18 protein-coding genes, 1 tRNA gene and 1 pseudogene are annotated in these 18544 nt (G+C 66.9%); 7 read left to right on the forward strand and 13 right to left on the reverse strand.

What is annotated here, in order from left to right; all coding sequences use genetic code 11:
- Positions 1 to 44: 44 nt before the first annotated feature.
- On the reverse strand, positions 45 to 1277 hold the full coding sequence (gene choV / locus Q331_RS22265; RefSeq protein WP_051631299.1) for a choline ABC transporter ATP-binding protein: 1233 nt from the start codon (positions 1275 to 1277) through the stop codon (positions 45 to 47).
- Positions 1274 to 2116 (reverse strand): choline ABC transporter permease subunit, encoded by an 843-nt coding sequence (gene choW / locus Q331_RS0116740; protein ID WP_026381616.1) that lies wholly within the window; start codon positions 2114 to 2116, stop codon positions 1274 to 1276. Before choW ends, choV begins: the two co-directional genes overlap by 4 nt.
- 344 nt (positions 2117 to 2460) lie before the next feature.
- Here choW and Q331_RS0116745 point away from each other — a divergent pair, with 344 nt between their 5' ends.
- Positions 2461 to 2763 (forward strand): hypothetical protein, encoded by a 303-nt coding sequence (locus Q331_RS0116745; protein WP_026381617.1) that lies wholly within the window; start codon positions 2461 to 2463, stop codon positions 2761 to 2763.
- 93 nt (positions 2764 to 2856) lie between these two features.
- On the opposite strand, the gene Q331_RS0116750 is transcribed toward Q331_RS0116745, so the two are convergent.
- From Q331_RS0116750 to Q331_RS0116765, 4 genes are all read right to left on the reverse strand, one after another.
- The gene (locus tag Q331_RS0116750) at positions 2857 to 3657 is read right to left on the reverse strand and encodes a TlpA disulfide reductase family protein (RefSeq protein ID WP_026381618.1); all 801 of its coding nucleotides are present in this window, start codon (positions 3655 to 3657) and stop codon (positions 2857 to 2859) included.
- A gap of 7 nt (positions 3658 to 3664) precedes the next feature.
- Entirely contained in the window at positions 3665 to 5470 is a 1806-nt protein-coding gene (gene dsbD / locus Q331_RS0116755) for a protein-disulfide reductase DsbD (RefSeq protein ID WP_026381619.1), read from the reverse strand.
- A gap of 87 nt (positions 5471 to 5557) precedes the next feature.
- Positions 5558 to 6379 carry a thiol:disulfide interchange protein DsbG gene (gene dsbG / locus Q331_RS0116760; protein WP_051631296.1) on the reverse strand — a complete coding sequence of 274 codons (822 nt, stop codon included), beginning with the start codon at positions 6377 to 6379 and terminating at the stop codon, positions 5558 to 5560.
- 154 nt (positions 6380 to 6533) lie between these two features.
- Positions 6534 to 7085 carry a thioredoxin family protein gene (locus tag Q331_RS0116765; protein ID WP_026381621.1) on the reverse strand — a complete coding sequence of 184 codons (552 nt, stop codon included), beginning with the start codon at positions 7083 to 7085 and terminating at the stop codon, positions 6534 to 6536.
- A gap of 174 nt (positions 7086 to 7259) precedes the next feature.
- Here Q331_RS0116765 and Q331_RS0116770 point away from each other — a divergent pair, with 174 nt between their 5' ends.
- Positions 7260 to 7910 (forward strand): L,D-transpeptidase, encoded by a 651-nt coding sequence (locus Q331_RS0116770; protein ID WP_084175121.1) that lies wholly within the window; start codon positions 7260 to 7262, stop codon positions 7908 to 7910.
- A gap of 93 nt (positions 7911 to 8003) precedes the next feature.
- On the opposite strand, the gene Q331_RS0116775 is transcribed toward Q331_RS0116770, so the two are convergent.
- The 5 genes from Q331_RS0116775 to Q331_RS0116795 form a co-directional block, all read right to left on the reverse strand.
- The gene (locus tag Q331_RS0116775) at positions 8004 to 9368 is read right to left on the reverse strand and encodes an ATP-binding protein (protein WP_026381623.1); all 1365 of its coding nucleotides are present in this window, start codon (positions 9366 to 9368) and stop codon (positions 8004 to 8006) included.
- Complete coding sequence (locus Q331_RS0116780) at positions 9368 to 10030, reverse strand: response regulator (protein ID WP_026381624.1); 663 nt, start codon at positions 10028 to 10030, stop codon at positions 9368 to 9370. The genes Q331_RS0116775 and Q331_RS0116780 overlap by 1 nt, the downstream gene beginning before the upstream one ends.
- A gap of 104 nt (positions 10031 to 10134) precedes the next feature.
- Entirely contained in the window at positions 10135 to 10857 is a 723-nt protein-coding gene (locus Q331_RS0116785) for a LysE family translocator (protein ID WP_026381625.1), read from the reverse strand.
- Between the two features lies 1 nt (position 10858).
- Positions 10859 to 11926, reverse strand: a complete 1068-nt coding sequence (locus Q331_RS0116790; RefSeq protein ID WP_026381626.1) for a 1-aminocyclopropane-1-carboxylate deaminase/D-cysteine desulfhydrase — start codon at positions 11924 to 11926, stop codon at positions 10859 to 10861.
- A gap of 9 nt (positions 11927 to 11935) precedes the next feature.
- On the reverse strand, positions 11936 to 12898 hold the full coding sequence (locus Q331_RS0116795; protein WP_026381627.1) for a hypothetical protein: 963 nt from the start codon (positions 12896 to 12898) through the stop codon (positions 11936 to 11938).
- Positions 12899 to 13243: 345 nt separating this feature from the next.
- Here Q331_RS0116795 and Q331_RS22270 point away from each other — a divergent pair, with 345 nt between their 5' ends.
- The 3 genes from Q331_RS22270 to Q331_RS23245 all read left to right on the forward strand — a co-directional run bounded on the left by Q331_RS22270 (position 13244) and on the right by Q331_RS23245 (position 16535).
- A complete protein-coding gene (locus Q331_RS22270; RefSeq protein ID WP_051631297.1) occupies positions 13244 to 14245 on the forward strand; it encodes a PLP-dependent cysteine synthase family protein in 1002 nt (333 codons plus the stop codon).
- 337 nt (positions 14246 to 14582) lie between these two features.
- Entirely contained in the window at positions 14583 to 15512 is a 930-nt protein-coding gene (locus Q331_RS0116805) for a DMT family transporter (protein ID WP_026381628.1), read from the forward strand.
- Positions 15513 to 15548: 36 nt separating this feature from the next.
- Entirely contained in the window at positions 15549 to 16535 is a 987-nt protein-coding gene (locus Q331_RS23245; protein WP_026381629.1) for a LysR family transcriptional regulator, read from the forward strand.
- A gap of 25 nt (positions 16536 to 16560) precedes the next feature.
- Here the strand turns inward: Q331_RS23245 and Q331_RS0116815 are convergent.
- Positions 16561 to 16647, reverse strand: a tRNA-Leu gene (locus Q331_RS0116815).
- Positions 16648 to 16869: 222 nt separating this feature from the next.
- Between Q331_RS0116815 and Q331_RS0116825 the strand changes: the two genes are divergently transcribed.
- Both Q331_RS0116825 and Q331_RS0116830 read left to right on the forward strand, forming a co-directional pair.
- Entirely contained in the window at positions 16870 to 17463 is a 594-nt protein-coding gene (locus tag Q331_RS0116825) for a YqaA family protein (RefSeq protein ID WP_026381630.1), read from the forward strand.
- A complete protein-coding gene (locus Q331_RS0116830) occupies positions 17463 to 17969 on the forward strand; it encodes a disulfide bond formation protein B (protein WP_026381631.1) in 507 nt (168 codons plus the stop codon). Before Q331_RS0116825 ends, Q331_RS0116830 begins: the two co-directional genes overlap by 1 nt.
- Before the next feature lie 259 nt (positions 17970 to 18228).
- Here Q331_RS0116830 and Q331_RS22280 read toward each other — a convergent pair.
- A pseudogene (locus Q331_RS22280) lies at positions 18229 to 18544 on the reverse strand (IS5/IS1182 family transposase); the annotation flags it as partial.

The raw sequence follows: 18544 nt of genomic DNA on the forward strand, positions 1-18544 counted from the left end.
GCGGCCCGACATCTTGACGCCTTTGCCGGGAGGCCGCGCCCGCCTCAACCCGGCGGCGGCGTCCCGGCCTCCTCGCCGCCACTGCCTCCACTGCCGCCATCGCTGCGGGTGAGGCCGCGAAAAAGCTCCTCGTCGCCGACGACGCCGCACAGCCCGGCCGCGTCGCGCACCAGGAAGGGGCCGCGATGCTTCAGGCGCGCATCGATCATCTCGCGCAGCTTCGTCTCGCGCTCCACGCAGATGCAGGCGGCGCTCGCGCTCTCGCCCGCCCCCTCCAGCGCCGCGAGCGGCACCATGTCGACGACGGCGCCGTTGCGCACAACCTCGCCCGCCGTGGTCATGCTGAGCCCCGCGCCGAGCCCCGTAGCCTCTGGCGCGCCCGTCCGCCGGTCCTGCGAGGGGATGCGCCGCATCACTTCCTGCGCACGCAAGACGTTGAGCGGGTTCATATGCGAGACGAAGGCGCGCACATAGTCGCTCGCCGGCTTGAGGACGATCTCCTGCGGCGTGCCCACCTGCACGATCAGCCCGCCCTCCATGATGGCGATGCGATTGCCGATCTTCAGCGCCTCGTCGAGATCGTGCGAGACGAAGATGATGGTGCGCTTCAATCGTCGTTGCAGGTCGAGCAGCTCGTCCTGCAGCCGGTCGCGAATGAGCGGGTCGAGGGCGGAGAAAGGCTCGTCCATCAGCAGGATCGGCGCGTCGTTGGCGAAGGCGCGCGCCAGGCCGACGCGCTGCTGCATGCCGCCGGAGAGCTCGTCCACCCGCTTGTCGCCCCAGCCGGCGAGGCCGACGAGTTCCAGCTGCCGCTCCACCGCCTCCCGGCGCTTGCGCCGCCTCTCATGCGAAAGCTCAAGGCCGAGCGCCACGTTCTCGCGCACCGTGCGCCAGGGCAGGAGCGCGAATTGCTGGAACACCATGGAGACGCGGTTGCGTCGCAGCTTGCGAAGCCGGCGCGCGCCGCAGGAATGTATCGGCACCTCGCTCTCGCCGTCGAAGACGTAGACCTCGCCGCGGGTCACCTTGTTGAGGCCGTTGACGGCGCGAAGCAGCGTCGATTTGCCGGAGCCGGAAAGCCCCATCAGCACCACCACTTCCCCGTCGCCGACGCTAAGGTCGGCTTGCTTGACGCCGACGATCTGGCCGGTCTCTTCCTGGATCTCCGCGCGGCTCTTGCCGGCATCGATGAGCGGCAGCGCCGATTTCGGATCGTCGCCGAAGACGATATCGACGCCGCAAAAGCGCACCACCGTCTGCGCTGGCGCCTCGCTCATGTGCGCCGGCCGGTCCCGCCGCGGCACAGCCGGTCGAGGATGATGGCAACGAGGACAATCGCCACCCCGACCTCGAATCCGCGCGCGATGTTCACCTGGTTGAGCGCCCGCAGGGTCGGCACGCCGAGCCCGTCCGCCCCCACCAGCGCGGCGATCACCACCATGGAGAGCGACAGCATGATCGTCTGCGTCAGCCCGGCCATGATCTGCGGCAGCGCATAGGGCAGTTCCACCTTCCACAGCCGCTGCCAGGAGGTGGCGCCGAAGGCTTCCGCCGCCTCGATCAGCGGCCGCGGCGTGGAGGCGATGCCGAGCTGGGTCAGCCGGATCGGCGCCGGGATGGCGAAGACGACGGTGGCGATGAGGCCCGGCACCATGCCGAGGCCGAAGAGGATGAGCGCGGGAATGAGATAGACGAAGGTCGGTATCGTCTGCATCAGGTCCAGCACCGGTCTGAGCGCCTGCATCAGCCAGGGCCGCCGCGCCGCGGCGATGCCGATCGGCACGCCGATCGTCATGCAGATGATGGCGGAGGAAAGAACCAGGGCGAGCGTCTCCGTCGTCTCCTCCCAATAGCCCTGATTGATGATGAGGGTGAGGCCGGCGGCGACGAAGATGGAAAAGCCGATCTTGCGCGACAGCGCGAAGGCGAAGGCCGTCGTCAACGCCACGACGATGAGCGGATGCGGCGCCTGCAGGACAAACAGGATCGCCTCGATCATATGGCTGAGCGCGAAGGAGATCGCATCGAAGAAGCCGGAGGCGTTCGCCGTCAGCCAGTCGACGCCGTCGCGGGCGAGCGGGCCGATCGGCAGCTTATGCTCTGTCAGCCATTCCATGCCGCCCCGTCACCTCTTCGCCTGTCGCCGGCGCGTCGCTTGTCCGGCGGTGAGCGCGCAAGAAACCAGTTTTAGGTGAGACTTCCAAGACCCGCCCGTGCCGCGCCGCAACGCGGCGCAGTGCCTGGCCGGGTGACGCGCTTGGTTATTCAAGAGGCCAGAGGCATGGGCGATACGCCGAAATATTCCGGCATGTCGGCACCGAAGGCGCAACTGCACGCCAAGAGCGATGACACTTATCATCGAAGTCTAAGCGTAAAGGATGCTCGCCCAGAAACACAACCTACGGAAACTTTTCCTTCATAAAGCAACTATAAGTAGATCATCGCAGAGGAGAGCATTCCATGGCGTTCCGACTGGAAAACCGCACCAATCTCTATATCGGCCTGTGGATTGAGGCCGGCGCCCACAATCCGGAGGTGACGCTCGACCCCGGCGAGGCGCAGCAGATCGGCAATCTCGACGGCGAGGTCATCTCCGAGATCCGTTCCGCCCCGAATGTCGGCCAGGCCTTCAACCGCACCTATCTGCCCGCCAACCAGCCCGGATACCGGCTTCCCAATACCGGCACCGTGCGCATCGATCCCGACGGCCAGAACCTGATGGTCTCCGACGGTTCCACGGGCATGGGCTACACCCGTCAGTGAGTGCTCCGGTCGGCCGGGCTGAGGAAGCGGCCCGCCCTCCGCTTTGCCGGGCCGACCCTCTTCTACCCCCTGCTCGAGCCTTTGAAGGGCGGTCTACTCCAGTTCTTCGATGCCGCCGAGAAGCGCTTCGCGCGAAATCTCGCCCAGATGCATGGAGCGCAGCAGACCGTCGGGCCCGATGAACAGCGTGGCGGGCAGGCCTCGTGCCGCGTAATGGCGGCCGAATTCGCCCAGGGAATCGACGATGATGTGATCGAGCCGGAGATTTTCGCTCGTCAGATATCGTTCGATGGTCTCCCGTCCCTCGCCCTGGTTGACGAAGACGAAGACCGCATCGTCGTTGTTTTCGGCCACATCGACCATCATCGGCATCTCTCTGCGGCAGGGCGGGCACCAGGTCGCCCAAAGATTGACGACCGCGGGACGGCCCTCAAGCTCGCGCGGCTGGAACGGTTCGCCGGCGAGGGTGAAATAGCCGCCATCGCTGGGCAGCGCCGTTTGCGGTGTGCCGGCGGTCAGCTGGATGACGAGGACGGCCATATAGGCCGCCGCCGCCGCCGGCAGCACCGTCCAGGGCACCAGGCGCAGATGATGGCGGAAACGAAAGGCGGTGAAGAGGACCGCGACACCGAGCCCGGCCTCCACGAGAAAGCCTCCCTGCCAGACGGCGAAGACCCGCCACGGCTCGGCCAGGAAGCTTTCCGCGTAGCTGAGAACGTGCCCCAGCCGCGCTCCGACGATAAAGGCGATGGTGGTTCCCCACGCCCATGCGGAGAAGCGCGCATCGACCTTGCGCGACAGTACCTCGCTCAGGATGAGGAATGCCGCGATCGCCAGGATGGCGGCAAACCGGTCGGGGGCGAAGACGAGAGGACCTATCGCAACGGCGTTCATCTTGGCTCTAGCTCCCCACCCGCGCGATCGACGCCTTGAGCGTTTTTGCTGTCACGTCGCCGACAAGCCTGGAGCCGCTGAGCTCGGCCCCTTGCTGATCGAAGAAGATCATCGTGGGCGGACCGACGACGGCGAGATCGCGCATCAATTCCTGGTTCGCCTCGTCCAGGCTCGTCACGTCGATCTTGACGCGCTGAAACCCGTCGAGCCCGGCGACGATCTCTGCCGCCGGCAGGACGTCCCGCTCGATCACCTTGCAGGTGACGCACCAATCGGCGGTAAAATAGACGAGCGTGGGACGGCCCTCGGCCGAAGCCAGCCTTTCCGCGAGCCCTGCCGTGGAATCGGCTTCCACGAAGCTGAGCTGTGCCCTCGCCTCTTGCCCCGCGCCGTCCGTGCCGAAATGGGCGAGCGGCCGCAGCGGGTCGGTTCCGCCCGACGCCGCGCCGATGGCGAGAATGACGCCGCCGAGCGAAAGCGCCAGCCCGCCGGCCTTGCGAAAGCGCGGGCCGGCCGTCGCATCCGCCGTCAGCCTGTCGGCGAGGCCGACGAAGACGGCCGCCGTGATCAAGAGAACCGCCCACAGCGCCAGGCTGAGCTCCGGCGCCACGATCCTCGACACCATCCACACGGCGGCGCCGAGGAAAACGAAGCCGAAGATATGCTTGACGTGCACCATCCAGACGCCGGCGCGGGGCAAGGCGCGGCTTCCCAGCGTGCCGAAGGCGATGAGCGGGATGCCCTGCCCGAGGCCGAGCGCGAAAAGCGCCGATGCGCCGAGATAGACGTCCCCCGTCTGGGCGATGTAGAGCAGGGCGGCCGCCAGCGGCGCGGTAACGCAGGGCCCGACGATGAGCGCGGAGACGAACCCCATGGCCGCCGCGCCGCCTATGGAGCCCCTTGTGCCGGCCTGCGCGCCGGAAATGCGGCTCACCCAGGCGGACGGCAATTGCAGCTCGAACAGGCCGAACATCGAAGTCGCCAGCACGACGAAGAGCACCGCGACCGCGCCGATGGCGTAGGGCGATTGCAGCACCATTTGCAGGTTCTGCCCCGACCAGGCGGCGACGACGCCGAGCATGCCGAATGCCAGCGCCATCGCCGTCACATAGGCTGAGGAAAGCACGAACCCCCGCCACGCCGTCAGCGCCTCGCCTTCGCGCGCCAGCGTCGCGCTCAAGATCGGATACATCGGCAAGACGCAGGGCGTGAAGACGAGGAGCAGCCCGAAGAAGAGGAAGCTCGCGACAACCCAGAGCGCCCCGCCGCTTGCCAGCAACGAGCCGACCATGCCGCCGCCGAGCGTTTCCTCGGCGAGCTTGAAGCCCCCAGCCTCGCCCTCGCCCGCCGCCGTCTCCTGCGCTGCTGCGACCGCGAAGCCGACGACGGGCTCTGAGACCTTCAGGCTTTCGGTGTGAACGGTCAGGGTGAGCGGCGGATAGCAGATGGAGTTCTTCTTGCACCCCTGATAGCTGACCGCGACCTTCTCCGGCGCGTCGCTGCCAAGCCGCGCCACGGCCTGCGAATAGTAGACCTCCGACGGACCGAAATTGGCGTCGTCGGCCTCCATCACCCCCGGCTCGCTCTGAAGCGCCAGGCTCTCGCCGCTGCCGGCATCGCTCGCCTGCAGATGCTCGCGGTAAAGGTAGTAATCCTCCGCAATCTCCCAGCGCAGCACGACCTCGCCGCCCTCGCCGCGTTCGACGGAGAAGCGGAAGGCCTCCTCCGCTTCCAGGAGATCGGATGGCTGCGCCGAAGCGGCGAGGGGCAGAAGGACGAAAAGCAGGCTGGCAAGAAGCCGAAGGATATTCATGTGCGGCATCAACTCACTGAAGCGGCTGCGCGGAACGGCCGGCGGGCGTCTGTCGAAAGGCGGAAGGCGAAACTTGACCGCGGCGGCTCAGCGCGGTCCCAGGAGCGTCTCCAGAGCGGAGCCCCGCGGCGCGCCCGTCTGAAGGACGAGCGAGCCGTCGCCACCTCTCGCCACGATACCCGGCGTTCCGCTGAAGCCCAGCTCTCGCATCAGCTCCAGATTTTCGGCGAGATCGGCGCTCGTCTGGCGCGAGACGCTGGGCAGCGGCGAAATACCCCCCTCGCCCTGGTTGCGCTCGTTGAAGGTGAGCGCTTCCTCCGGCGCCTCCGCCTCCAGGATGGCTGCGGCCTTGGCCGCCGAATCCGGCCGGATGATCCCGACCATCACATGCCTGAGCTGCACCTTGCCGGCTTCCACCCATGGGCGCGCGGCGCGCCAGAACTCGTTGCAGAACGGACAGTTCGGATCGGTGAACGTATAGACGATGCGCGCCGCCTCCGGATCGCCATCCGGCACCCAGCGCGCCGCTTCCAGGCTGCCCCAGGCCCCTTCATCGACGGGCAGGCTGACCATTTGCCGAAGCTCCTCCTCCAGCACCGGATTGCCCTGCGCGTCGATAAGGGTCCCGATCACCGCATAATCGGGGTCGGGCAGGATATAGACGGCGAGCGGTCTTGCCCCCGAGCTTGCGGCGAAGGCGCTGAGCCCGCCGGGCGCCTCCAGCGGGCCGTGGATCTTGAGGCCGCGGCTCTCAAGCGTTGCGAGGAGCGCCGCCCCCGCGCCCGCCTTGTTCTCGCCCGCCTTGTTCTCGCCCGGCTTGTTCTCTGCCGAAGTGACCTGGCCCGAAGTGTCGTCGCTGCAGCCCGCCAGGAGAAGGATCGCGGCTGCCGCGGCAAGGTATCGTATCATCTGGTAAGCACCGCCGTGAGATTGTGTGAGCGTTCGAAAGCTTGCTGGTGTGCGGCGGCCTCTCCCGGTCCAAGCTTAAGGCAACATTAAGGGCGTTCCCGCTCTGCCGATACTGCCGCGAGCTCGGCGAATGGGTCGCCGGCGCACCCAAGCCTCAGCCGGCTTGCGCGAACGGGCGCAGCCGCCGCACGAGATCGCGCCGCCGGAACGAGCCGACCGAGCGGGTGCGCGCGTATTCGGCACCGCTGGCGGTCTCCACCACGAAGAAGGTGGGCGGCCCGTCGGCGCGCAGGTAGGAAAGAAGCCGCCGATTGCCGTCGTCCATGGCCGTGACGTCGACCTTGACGAGCGGCACGCGCTGCAAGAGCCGCTCCACCGAGGGATGGGCGAGAACCTCCCGCTCGATCCTGTGACAGACTGCGCACCATTCGGCCCGAATATCGATGAGAGCGTATCGGTGTTGCCGGGCGAGCGATGCCAGCGCCTGGCGATAGCTCTCCACGTCGCTCACCGTCAGGGGCGGGGCGGCAAGCGCGGAGCCGATCGGGGGCGCGGCGAGTGCCGCCACGGCCAGCGCGCCCCCCAACACCAGGGCGCGCCGCGACAGCCCGCCGGAAGGCGCCGCGACGTCTTTCGGCAAGGATGGCGCGCGGCGTTTCTCCTTGGCGGGCTGGCGACGATCCTGGTAACGCGTGTTTGAAGACATGGCTGCGGGCCCTCCGGTTCGAAAACCGGACGGGCCCGCGCTTCCTTAAGCCAGTCTTAAGGTGGGAAATCTGCCTGTCAGAGCCACGACAACGAAAAAAGGTTGGACAAACAATTGGATAAGCAAGTGATCTCGGCCCTTCCCAGGCGCGCATTCCTGCTTGGCGCCGGTGCCTTGGCTTTGACGGGTTGCGTCTCCACGCGCTCGGCTGCGGTGGCCCCGGTCGCGCCCGAACCTGTCCGCCCCGTCACGCCGTTGATGTACGCGGCCATTCCCGATGAGAAGTTCCCGATCCCGGAGGTCGACGTCTCCAAGGTCGACGAGCGCTGGTGGCGCGCGGAGGTGGATTATCCGACCAAGGAGAAGGTCGGGACGGTCATCGTCGATACGCCCAATCGCTACCTCTACCATGTCAGGCCCGAGGGCCGCGCCATGCGCTACGGCGTCGGCGTCGGCCGCGACGGCTTTTCCTGGGCCGGCCGCGGCCATATCGCCTACAAGCGCGAATGGCCTCGCTGGAACCCTCCCGACGAGATGGTCGCCCGCCAGCCCGAGCTTGAACCCTACAGCATCGCCAATGGCGGCATGGGTCCGGGGCTGCACAACCCGCTCGGCTCCCGCGCCCTCTATATTCACGAAGGCAACCGCGACACCATCTATCGCGTCCACGGCACCGCCGAGGACTGGAGCATCGGCAAGGCCGTCTCGTCCGGCTGCATCCGGCTCCTCAACCAGGACGTCATCCATCTTGCCGACAATGTGCGCGACGGCAGCGCCATCCTCGTCATCCCCGATCCCTCGGGCGGCCAGATCCTCGTCGGATGACGGGCGTCGGGCCGACCGCAGCGGGCGGTGACGATGACCGGGCGGTGATGCTCGCAGCCGCGAGCGCGCCGGGCGGCCCGGCACAGGGCCGCCTCAGGAAGCTCCGGCCGCCCGTGACGCGGGCGCATAGGCGATGATGGCGCTCAGCCCGCCCGCGACCCGGTTTTGCAGCCTGAGCCGCCAGCCGCTTCGCCCCAGCGCCAGTTCCACGATCGCCAGCCCCAGCCCGCTGCCGATGGGCGCCTTGTTGCGACCGCGGAAGAAGCGTTCGGTGACCTTCGGCAACTCGTCCGCCGCGATCCCGGGGCCGTCATCCTCGATGACGATACATTGCTCCTCGCCCTCCACCGCCATGTGGCAGCGCACGACACCGCCTTCGGGCGAATGGTTGACGGCGTTTTCCATCAGGTTGCGCGCGGCGAGCGTGAAGAGCTCCGGCTCGATTTCAAGCTCCAGCGCATCGAGGCCGGGCGCGATTTCGATCGTCACCTTCCTGGCCGGATCGGCCAGTTCGCGCGCCAGCGAGGAAAGCACCGTCCCCGCTTTGACCGCGCCGCGTCGCTCGGCCGGCTCGCGCGCCTCGATGGCCGACATGTCGAGAAGCTGCCGCACCAGCCGTCCGGTGCGGTCGACCCCCACCATGATCTGCCGCAACGCCTGATCGCGTATCGCCCGCTCGTCGCTGGCCAGGGCCACCTGCGCCTGTGTCTTGAGGCCGGCGAGCGGCGTGCGCAGTTCATGGGCGGCGAAGGCGATGAAATTGCGCTCCCGCTCGCGCAATCGGGTGACGCGCGCAAAGAGTCCGTTCAGCGAATCCAGGACCGGAACGATTTCCTTGGCCGTCTCCACGCCTTTGATCGGGCTGAGATCGGAAGCCCGGCGCCCTTCCAGGTCGCGCGCGATGTTGTTGAGAGGCGCAAGCCCGCGCCGCACGCTCAGCCAGATGAGACCGGCAAGGGCGGGAAGGATCAAAAGCACGGGCAAGAGCAGGCCGCGGATGACGTCGTTGACCAGCCCGTCCCGTATCGTGAGATTGTCGCCAATGAGGACGCGCACGCCCAGATCGGCGTTGGTGATGGCGTAGACGCGCCAGCTCTCGCCGTTGATCATCGTCTGCGAGAACCCGTCCGCATGTTCGGCGAGTTCTTGATCGGGGGCACCGCCGGAGCGTCCGATCAAGACGCCCTGCAAGGACCAGATCTGGCAGGAAAGCTGGCGCTCGTAGGATAGGTTCGGGCGCGCCGGAAGCTCGGCGCCGAGCGGCTGGTCCGCATCGACCTTGATGTCCTGGCTGACGATGAGGGAGCTGACCATGCGTCCCGCCTCCATCAGGCGCGCATCCAGGACCCGTTCCACCTCCGCGCGTGTGCTGAGGAAGATCCACACCACCGCCGACAGCCAGACCAGTCCGGTCGTCATCACCAGGATCAGGAAAAGGCGCGTGCTGATGGAAGGCATTAGGCCTCCTCCCCTAACCGATAGCCGATACCGCGCACCGTCTCGATGAGGCCGGGCCCGAGCTTGCTGCGCAGATGATGGATGTGGACTTCCACCGCGTTGCTCTCCACCTCTTCCTGCCAGCCATAGAGCTTTTCCTCGATCTGGCGCTTGGAAAGGACCCGCCCCGGATGCGCCATGAGCACATGCAGGATGGAATATTCGCGCCGCGAAAGCCGAACCGGTTCGCCGCCCCGCTCCACCAGCTGCGCCGAGGGATCGAGCCGCAGATGCCGCCATTCCAGGACGGTGCGCGAGCGCCCGCCGGCGCGGCGGACAAGGGCGCGCAGGCGCGCCGCCACCTCGTCGAGATCGAAGGGCTTGCCGAGATAGTCGTCGGCCCCGGTATCCAAGCCGGCGATCCGGTCGGCGACGCCGTCGCGCGCGGTCAGAAGAAGGACGGGCGTGTCGTCGCGGCGCTCGCGCATGGATTTGAGCACGTCGAGCCCGGAACCGTCGGGCAGCATCAGATCGAGCACGAGCGCGTCGAATGCGTGGTTCTTCAGAACCGCGTTCGCTTCCTCGCAGCTCTCCACCGCGTCGGCCGTGAAGCCGCTTATCGCCAAGCCCACCTTGAGACCGTCTCTGAGGACGGCGTCGTCCTCCACGATGAGTATCCGCATTCCGATCACCTGCCAGCCTGAGCGTGCTTGTCCATCAGGCTTAAGGCAGACTTAAGGATGGCACGGCCCAATGGTCGGGGCCGAACGCGTCGGTGAGCTCCGCTTCATGCCGTCGGGCCGGGCCATACGATGCCGCTCAGCATCTTCGCCGCAAAGACGAGATAGAGGGCGGCGAAGCCCCAACGCAAGGCGGCGATCGCCTGCGCGTAGAGCTCTCGCAGGGCGGGGATCTGCACCGCCATGGCAAAGCCGCTGTAAATGACTACGGCCAGCGCGGTGCAGCCGAGGACGATCGCCGCAAGCAGCGATGGCGCGGCGTCGGGCTGCAAGGCCAGCGACATGACCGCGATCCAGAACAGCGCCGATTTCGGGTTCGACAGCGATACGACGAGCCCTTTGCCCATCAGTGCGAGCGGCCGCTCCGTTAGCGCCCCGGGGGCGGCGTCCTTGCCTGCCCCGCGCACATCGCTTTCCAGGCGTTCTTCCGCTCCAGTTTCGGCGGGGCGCGGACCTGCCCGCCCCTTCCGCCCAACCGGCTGACGCAGCGCCTGCCGGGCACTGTCGGCTGCCAGCTTGAACAGCACGATCGCCCCTAGGACGACGAGATATGGATAGGCGGCGCTTTCCAACAGGAAGATGCCGATACCGAGCGCCGAGCCGAGAGCCCAGAGAAAGCTCCCCGTCGACACGCCGAAGGCGAGGGCGAGCGCCGGCCGAGCCCCACGCGACAGCGAGGTCTCCACGATCAGGACATTGCTCGGCCCCGGCGCGATCGCCGCCACGACGAAAAGCAGAAGCGCGGAGGCGAGCGCGGCGAGCGCCGACATCTCATCGGCAGCCGACGGCGAGGCGGTCGGCTTGGCATTTCCCTGGCTGCAGGGCGGCGCGCTCGTTCACCCCGCCCGTATGCACCAAAAGCACTTTGTGGCGCCGGTCGAACTCTCCGGCAGCGGCCATTGCCTTCAGGCCGCGTAGCGCCTTCAGCATATAGGTGGGCCCGAAATAAAGGCCCGTGGCGGCAAGCAGCCTTTCGCTCTCCTCGACGTCTGCGTCGGTGAAATGGCCGTAACCGCTCCCGAGCGCCCCGTCGAACAGCGTGAACGGCAGCTCGTCAACAAGCTCCGGCGCCACCCCCTGGGGCGGGACGATGCCGAGTGCTTGGGCGCATTCGGCAAGTCGCCGCCGATAGGTCATGCGCTCGTAATCGTCGATGCGCACCCCGACCACCCGCCAGCTCGCGTCGTGGAAATGCCTGCTGAGGTAAAGGCCGATAATCGTCCCTCCGGTACCGACTGGAAGCACAACCGTGTCGAATGAGATGCCGAGCGCCTTCTCCTGCGCGGCGATCTCGCAACCCAGCCCGATCGGCCCGGCTAGAGCGAAAGGGGCGGCCGCGCCGGCCGGCACGATGAGGGGGGCAAGTCCCCTTTCCTCCAGCTCGGCGAGCTTCGCCTGCCGGCACGCTTCAAAGCGCAAGGGGTCCTCGATCTGCACCACCTCCGCGCCCGATTGCAGGATGGCGCGGTAATTGCCCTGCGCAGAGGACGGCGCCGGGCCGCGCAGGATGATAGAGATCGGCACGCCTTCCTGCCGGCAGTAATGCGCCATGGCGCGCATGCAGTTCGATTGCGGCACGCCGTCGGTGAGGATGGCTTTCTTGCCGCTCGCCGCGCGATGGGCGAGCACGGCGGCGACGGCGCGGCGCTTCACGCCCGAACCGATCGCGTCATGCCGGTCCTCGCGCTTGACCCAGACGTCGAGCCCGATTTCCGCCGAAAGCGCCGGGCTTGCCTCGATCGGCGTCGGCTGCAGCGCCAGCCGGCCCTGGCCGGCGGCCCCGGCGCCGGCGGCATGCAGGGCTTGCTCCGCCGCAAGGGGATGAAGTTGCGCGACCAAGGGTCTGGCTCACGCCTTGGGCACGGCCCGGAAGCCATAGGACAGATGCGCAACGTGGTGCCCGTCGCTCACGCGCTGCCTGGCCTGCTCCGCCGTCAGGGCCGCCGGCGCCAAAAGGAGCCGCATCTCCTCGGCCGAGACGTCGACGATGGAAGGGTAGGCGTAGCCGCATTCGCGAAGGATGCCTGCGGCCGCCGCCTCGTCGTAGAACAGGAAGGCCTCGTGCGTGAACTGCGCTTCGTAGAGCGCATATTGCTCCACATATTCCTCATCGCTCTGACGCATGACCGCGACCGTCCCGCGCTCGAAGGCCATGCCGGCGCGCTGAAAGCATTCGGCGATGGCGTCTTCGGGAATGCGCCCGCCGATCAAGGTGATGACGCAGCCGCCCGGCGCCAGCTTCTCCTTGGCTGAGAGGAGAAAGCCGAGCTGGGGCAGGAGCGACCATTTCAGCAACGGGTCGTCCTCTGCGTAAGCCAGTTTCAGATAGGCGCTGGAATCGGTCAGCGTCGTCGTCGCCAGGTCGGATTGAAGCTCCTGGTCGGAGGCCATCACCAGCGGCAGGTTGGCGTAGATGAGGTCGCATTCCCACGGCACCGGCTCGCAATCGCGCCCGACGACGAAGCAAAGCTCCTCCGGCAGATCCTCAGGCACCGTGTTGTCGCGGATGTTGCGCTCGATGTCCGGGATGATCTCCGGCACGATATCCGTCACCACCAGCGAGCCGATGCGGAACAGCCGCAGCGCGGCGATGACGTCGACGCCGTTGGCGCTGCCGATGAAGGCGGCGCGCGCGATGTTCTCGCCCCGGTCCTGCTTCAACCGGCGCAGCTCCGAAAGGGCGACATGCAGCCAGTCGTTGCACGGCTCCTCCTCGATGCCGGACATGCGCGGGCCGAGATGGACCCGGTCATGCATCGTCACGGAAGCCAGATCGTGAAGCGCAAGCAAGGGGCGAACGGAAACATCCATGGCACGATCCTCTCTTCAGCGGCCTCTCTGGCCGCACTCGGCGGCCGCGGGCGCGCCGCTCGCGAAAGCGCCGGCCCGCCCTCCAAGTCTCGCCTCAAGAGTGCGCATCCGCGCCGCCGCCGGCAAAATAAGAAAGTTCAATTCCGCCTACGAAACGCTTCCCGGTCCGGCGCCAAGATTGAATTCTTACAGTCTATCCAACGCGGCAATATGAGAAAAACTTATTACTTGAGCGTCGGCCCATAAGCTTATTCTTCGCCCAGGACCGGCCAGCTCGGCGAGGTTTCAGCCGAAAAGCTGCGCAGGGCGAAAGGGCATCTCATGGCACAAGGAATGGCACAAGGAATGGCACAAGGATTTGATGCGTTGGAGCATTCGCTCCTTTCGGCGATCGGCAACACGCCGCTCGTCAGGCTGGACAACCTGCCGCTCGGCGACAGTGCCAGCCTCTGGGCCAAGCTCGAATTCCTCAATCCGGGCGGCAGCGTCAAGGATCGCATCGTCCGTTACATTGTCGCCGACGCGCAAAGGCGTGGCCTGCTTCAGCCCGGCGGCACCATCGTGGAAAACACCTCCGGCAACACCGGCGCCGCCATCGCCATGGTGGCCGCGCAGCAAGGCTACCGGGCGATCCTGACGATGCCCGACAAGGTCAGCGCCGAGAAGCAGGCGGTGCTGCGCGCCATGGGCGCTGAGGTCGTTGTCTGTCCGACCAAGGCCCGTCCCGGCGATCCGGATCATTACGTGCAGCGGGCGCGGGACATCCACGCCGGCCTGCACGGATCCTTCATGATCAACCAGTACGACAACCCGCTCAATGCCGAGGCGCATTATCTGACGACCGGCCCGGAAATCTGGGAGCAGACCGGCGGCCATATCGACCTGTTCGTCGCCAGCGGCAGCACCGGCGGCACCATCTGCGGCGTCGGCCGCTACCTCAAGGAGAAGGATCCGAGCATCAAGATCGTGCTGCTCGATCCGGTCGGCTCGATCTACTACACCTATTTCTATACCGACGCCGTCGATGAGAGCGAGATCGCCCCTTATGCGGTGGAAGGCGTGGGCGAGGACCATCTTGCCGGCTGCATGGATTTCTCCCTCATCGACGAGGTCGTCCGCTTCACCGACGAGGACGCTTTCGGCGCGGCGCGGCTGCTGGCCAGGTCTCAGGGCCTGATGTGCGGCGGCAGTTCGGGCGCCAATGTCTGGGGCGCCATGGTGCTGTCCGGGCGCCATCCCGGCGCTTCCATCGTCACCGTCCTGCCCGATATGGGCATCAAGTATCTCTCCAAGATCTATTGCCAGGCGGCCAGGGCCCCGAGGGTCGCGGAGCCCGCGCTCGGCTGAGGTCGCGCATCCCCCTCGCCGTGCTTCACAGCCCGCCGGCCTTGCCCGGCGCCGCTCCGCTTCGGCGGGGTACGGCGGAATAAGGATATTCGATTTGTCTTCGTGGCTGGGGCGGGCAGGCTGCTGCGGAGCCCGGCGCCGGCCGGGCCCTCAAGATCGGCAAGCGAGGGATGAAGGCATGTCGGCGATGGTGGGGCGGGACAATAGCCGCCTGGCGCTTTCGGCGCGGGACACATGCCTCGCCGGGCGCCAAGCGAAGCCTTTCCGTGCCGCCCCGGCGGGCGCGCGCCCTCCAGTTTCGCGGCGCGGCGGAAGCCGCGCGCCGAGGGTCTGATTCATGCTCTTTTCCCAGGCCACGCAACGCCTCTCCGCCCTCACCTTTTGGGTTGTCCTTGGCGGAACGCTCTTCGCCCTGATCTGGTCGCTGTCTTTCGTCGTCACGCGTCTTGCCCTCGACGAGATCCCGCCGGTGCTTCTGGCGGCCATCCGGCTGACCCTTTCCGGGACGATGCTGATGGCGCTGCGGCTGCGCGCCGCCGCCGAACTCTGGCGCAGTTCTCCGTCCTCCGCGCGGCAGACCATCCTGCTCTCCGGCCTGTTGTCGCAAGCCGTCTATCTGGGCGCCTGCTATTGGGCGCTGACGGCCATCCCGACCTCCATCGTCAACATCTTCGTCTCTTCCCTGCCGCTTCTCACCATCCCGGCCGCCTTTCTGGTGCTGCAGGAGCGGGCTGGACCTCTGGAGATCCTCGCCGTGCTCATGGGCGTTGCCGGTGTCGCCATCGCCGTCTTCGATGCCGACACGATGGGCGCCGCCAGCGGCGCCTACCTCCTCGCCGTCCTCCTCCTGGTTGTCGCGGTGGCCTCGCTGGCGCTCGGCAACACCTTGATCAAGCGCATCGTCTCCACGCGCAACTTCTTGGAGGTCTGCGCCTTGCAGTTCCTCTCCGCCGGTCTGGCCCTCTTGCTCCTGGCCCCGTTCTTGGAGGCAATGCCGAGCCTGGCCAGCGTCGTTCGGGCGATCCCGGAACTCGCTTACCTAGTTCTTTTCGGCTCGATCCTGGGAACGGCCATCTGGTTCCGGCTGCTCACCGTCCTCACGGCCAACCAGGCGGCGTCCTTCTTTCTCTTGACGCCGATCATGGGCATCCTGCTCGGCAGCCTGGTCTTCGGCGAGCCTTTAACCTTGGCAAAGCTGTTCGGCGTTCTCGTACTCGTCACTTCAATCGCCTTAAAGGTGCTGGTAACGTTTCAGAATAACTCCTGATTGAGAAGGTCTGGGCGGAGGCGCGAGGAGAGCGGCATGTTCTATTTGGAAAAGCTGTCGTTTCGCCACCTGGTCACCCTGCGGGTGCTGTATCGCACCCGCAGCATGTCGGCGACGGCGATGGAAGTGGGGCGCACCCAGCCCGCCATCAGCCAGCAGATCGCCGCGGTCGAGGATGCCGTCGGCTTCGCCGTCCTCTACCACCGGCGCGGCAGCATCCACTTTACCGCCCGTGGCGAGCGTCTCGTCGGCGAAGCGACGCGGCTTCTGGAGGATTTCCAGGCGAGCGTCGCCGAGATTCGCCGCATCTCCGGCGAGCCCATCAGGATCGGCATGCCGGAGGATGTGCGCCTCGCCCTGGCGAGTTCTTTGGCTTCCCTCAAGGCCGGCAACGTTGAGATCGTCTCCATGACCTCGCTCGACGTCATCCGCTCCTTCCATGCGGGCGATTTGCATCTCGGGCTGGCGGAGACGGCCGAGCCCCTGGCCGACTCCATGCGGACCTGGCGTTTCGGCCTTAGCTGGGCCGGCTGCCGGCCGCACATTCCCGGCCCGCAGGATATCCGCGTCGTCTCCTTCCCGCATGGCTGCTTCTATACCGGGCTTGCAGCGGAGGCGCTCTGCCGCGCCGAGCATCGCATGACCCGGCATCTCACCTTCTTCAGCCTCGGCGAGATTTTTCGCGAGCTGGCCAATGGTGGCGTAACCATCGTCTCAGCGCATCTATCCAACAGCCTGGGCTCCTGGCATGGCGACATCGACCTGCCGCCGCTGCCGAGCTCCAACCTCAACCTTCTGGCGAGCTCTGCCGACGACGACCATCTGTCCTGGGCGAGCACGACCCTTGCGGGCGGCCTGACAAGGGCCTTGAGCCGCAACGCGCAGAGCCCCATCGCAGAGATGCTGAAAAGCCTCGATATCGATTTGCGCGTCTACGGCCATGCAGGCCGCGGGGCGTCGGGCGATAGCGGGCCTTATGCCGGTGTTCCGCCCCAGGCGCCACCCGATCGCCGGCTTATGTAGGCGCTGGCCGATGTCCTTGGCGAAGTGGTGCGGGCGGTCGGACTCGAACCGACACTCTGTCACCAGAACCGGATTTTGAGTCCGGCGCGTCTACCAATTCCGCCACGCCCGCATGCGCTCATCGGCCTGCCCCTTGAAAGGCTCGCCCGAAGCGCCGCCGGATTGCTTAGGCTCTCGGCTGGCGAAGCGCAAGACGGCAATCGCCACGCCTGCATCTCACGCCCGCCCGCCATCTTTCCGCACATTGCGCCGCACACGCGTTCTAAGCGCCAGATAGGGCTTGAGCCGCGGCCGGGTGAAGGCGATAAGCCTCTCGCCGACAAACGGAATGCCCATGCTACGCGCCCTCTATGACTGGACCATGAGCCTAGCGGCCAGCCGCCACGCGACATCCGCGCTCGCCGGCGTCTCCTTCATCGAAAGCTCCGTCTTTCCCATCCCACCCGATACGCTGCTCATCCCGATGGTGCTGGCGGAGCGGGCGCGGGCCTGGTTCTACGCCATCGTCTGCACCATCGCCTCCGTCCTCGGCGGGCTCGCCGGCTATTTCATCGGCGCCTTCCTCTACGAGGCGGTGGCGGAGCCGATTCTCGCCTTCTACGGCTATGGCGACAAGTTCCAGGCCTTCGCCGAGCGCTACAATACCTGGGGCGCCTGGGCGGTGCTGATCGCCGGGGTCACGCCCTTTCCCTACAAGGTCATCACCATCGCATCGGGCGCCACCGGCCTGTCGCTTCCGGTCTTCATGGTCGCCAGCATCGTCGCCCGCGGCATCCGCTTTTTCGCCGTGGCCGGCCTGCTCTATGCTTTCGGCCCGCCTGTGCGCGCCTTCATCGAGCGTCGCCTCGGCCTCGTCTTCACCGTCTCGCTCGCGCTCCTGCTCGGCGGCTTCGTGGTGGCGAGATACGCCATGCCGGGAGGCCATTGATGGCCGCCCTCCTGCGCTCCCCGCTCGCCCTTGCCCTCATCGTCTTCCTGGCGTCGGGGGCGACGGTGCTCGCCGCTCTCGCCTTTGAGCATATCGGCGGTTACGAGCCCTGCGCCCTCTGCCTGACGGAGCGCGTCCCCTACTATCTCGCCTTGCCGGTCGCCGCGTTCGCCGCCGGGGCCGCCTGGCGCGCCGCGCCTCCCGCCCTGCTCATCCTCGTCTTCGCGGGACTGGCGCTCATCATGGCCGTCAGCGCCGGGCTCGGCGTCTATCACGCCGGCGTGGAATGGGATTTCTGGGAGGGCCCGGCCGCCTGCGCCCCCACGGGCGGGCCGTCGGACGCCACCTCCATGCTGAACTCCCTGCAGGCCGGCAATGTCGGGCCGAGCTGCGAGGATGCCGTCTGGCGTTTCCTCGGCCTCTCCTTCGCCGGCTGGAACGTTGTCGCCTCCCTCTTCCTGGTGACCCTCGCCCTTCTCGGCATGGTGAGCGCGCGCCGCCGCTGAGACCTGGAGCGGCGAGGTGCGCCAGAGCGTGTCATGCCTTGCTGGAAGCGGTTCTGTTTTGGTTTCGGCGAGGCTCGACGCGGCGAGCCCCGCCGAAACCAAACCTGAAGGGCCGGGGCTTTTGCGCCCAATGCTTCGGCGCTCGGCTCGTCCGTAGCCCCGCTGCGGCCGAGCCGATCCCCAAAGGCGCCGATCCCCAAGGGCGCCGATCCCCAAGGGCGCCGATCCCCAAGGGCGCCGATCCCCCAAGAGTTGACTGTTAAGAAGCCGTCTGGAGCGCGGTTTTGGGGCCAATGGCTTTGGCAAAGGCCTCCAGGATGAGGCGCAAGAGAAGCCTCAGCCAGCGGAGGATGAGGCGGAAGTTGTAGCCGGCGGCGGTGAGGACGGCATTGGCGTGGTCGCCGTGGCGTCCCTTGAGGAAGTTGCGGCCCATGTGGCCGTCGGTCTTGAGGTGTCCGATAACGGCCTCGATGGCGGATCGTCTTCTGAGCTCCTTCTTGATGGCCCCGAACACGCCCCGCTTCTGCCCGGAGCGGAAGACGCCGAGCGGCCTTGGCGCATCGTGGCCGCGGTAG

Source organism: Afifella pfennigii DSM 17143 (genome assembly GCF_000688515.1).
Lineage (GTDB): Bacteria > Pseudomonadota > Alphaproteobacteria > Rhizobiales > Afifellaceae > Afifella > Afifella pfennigii.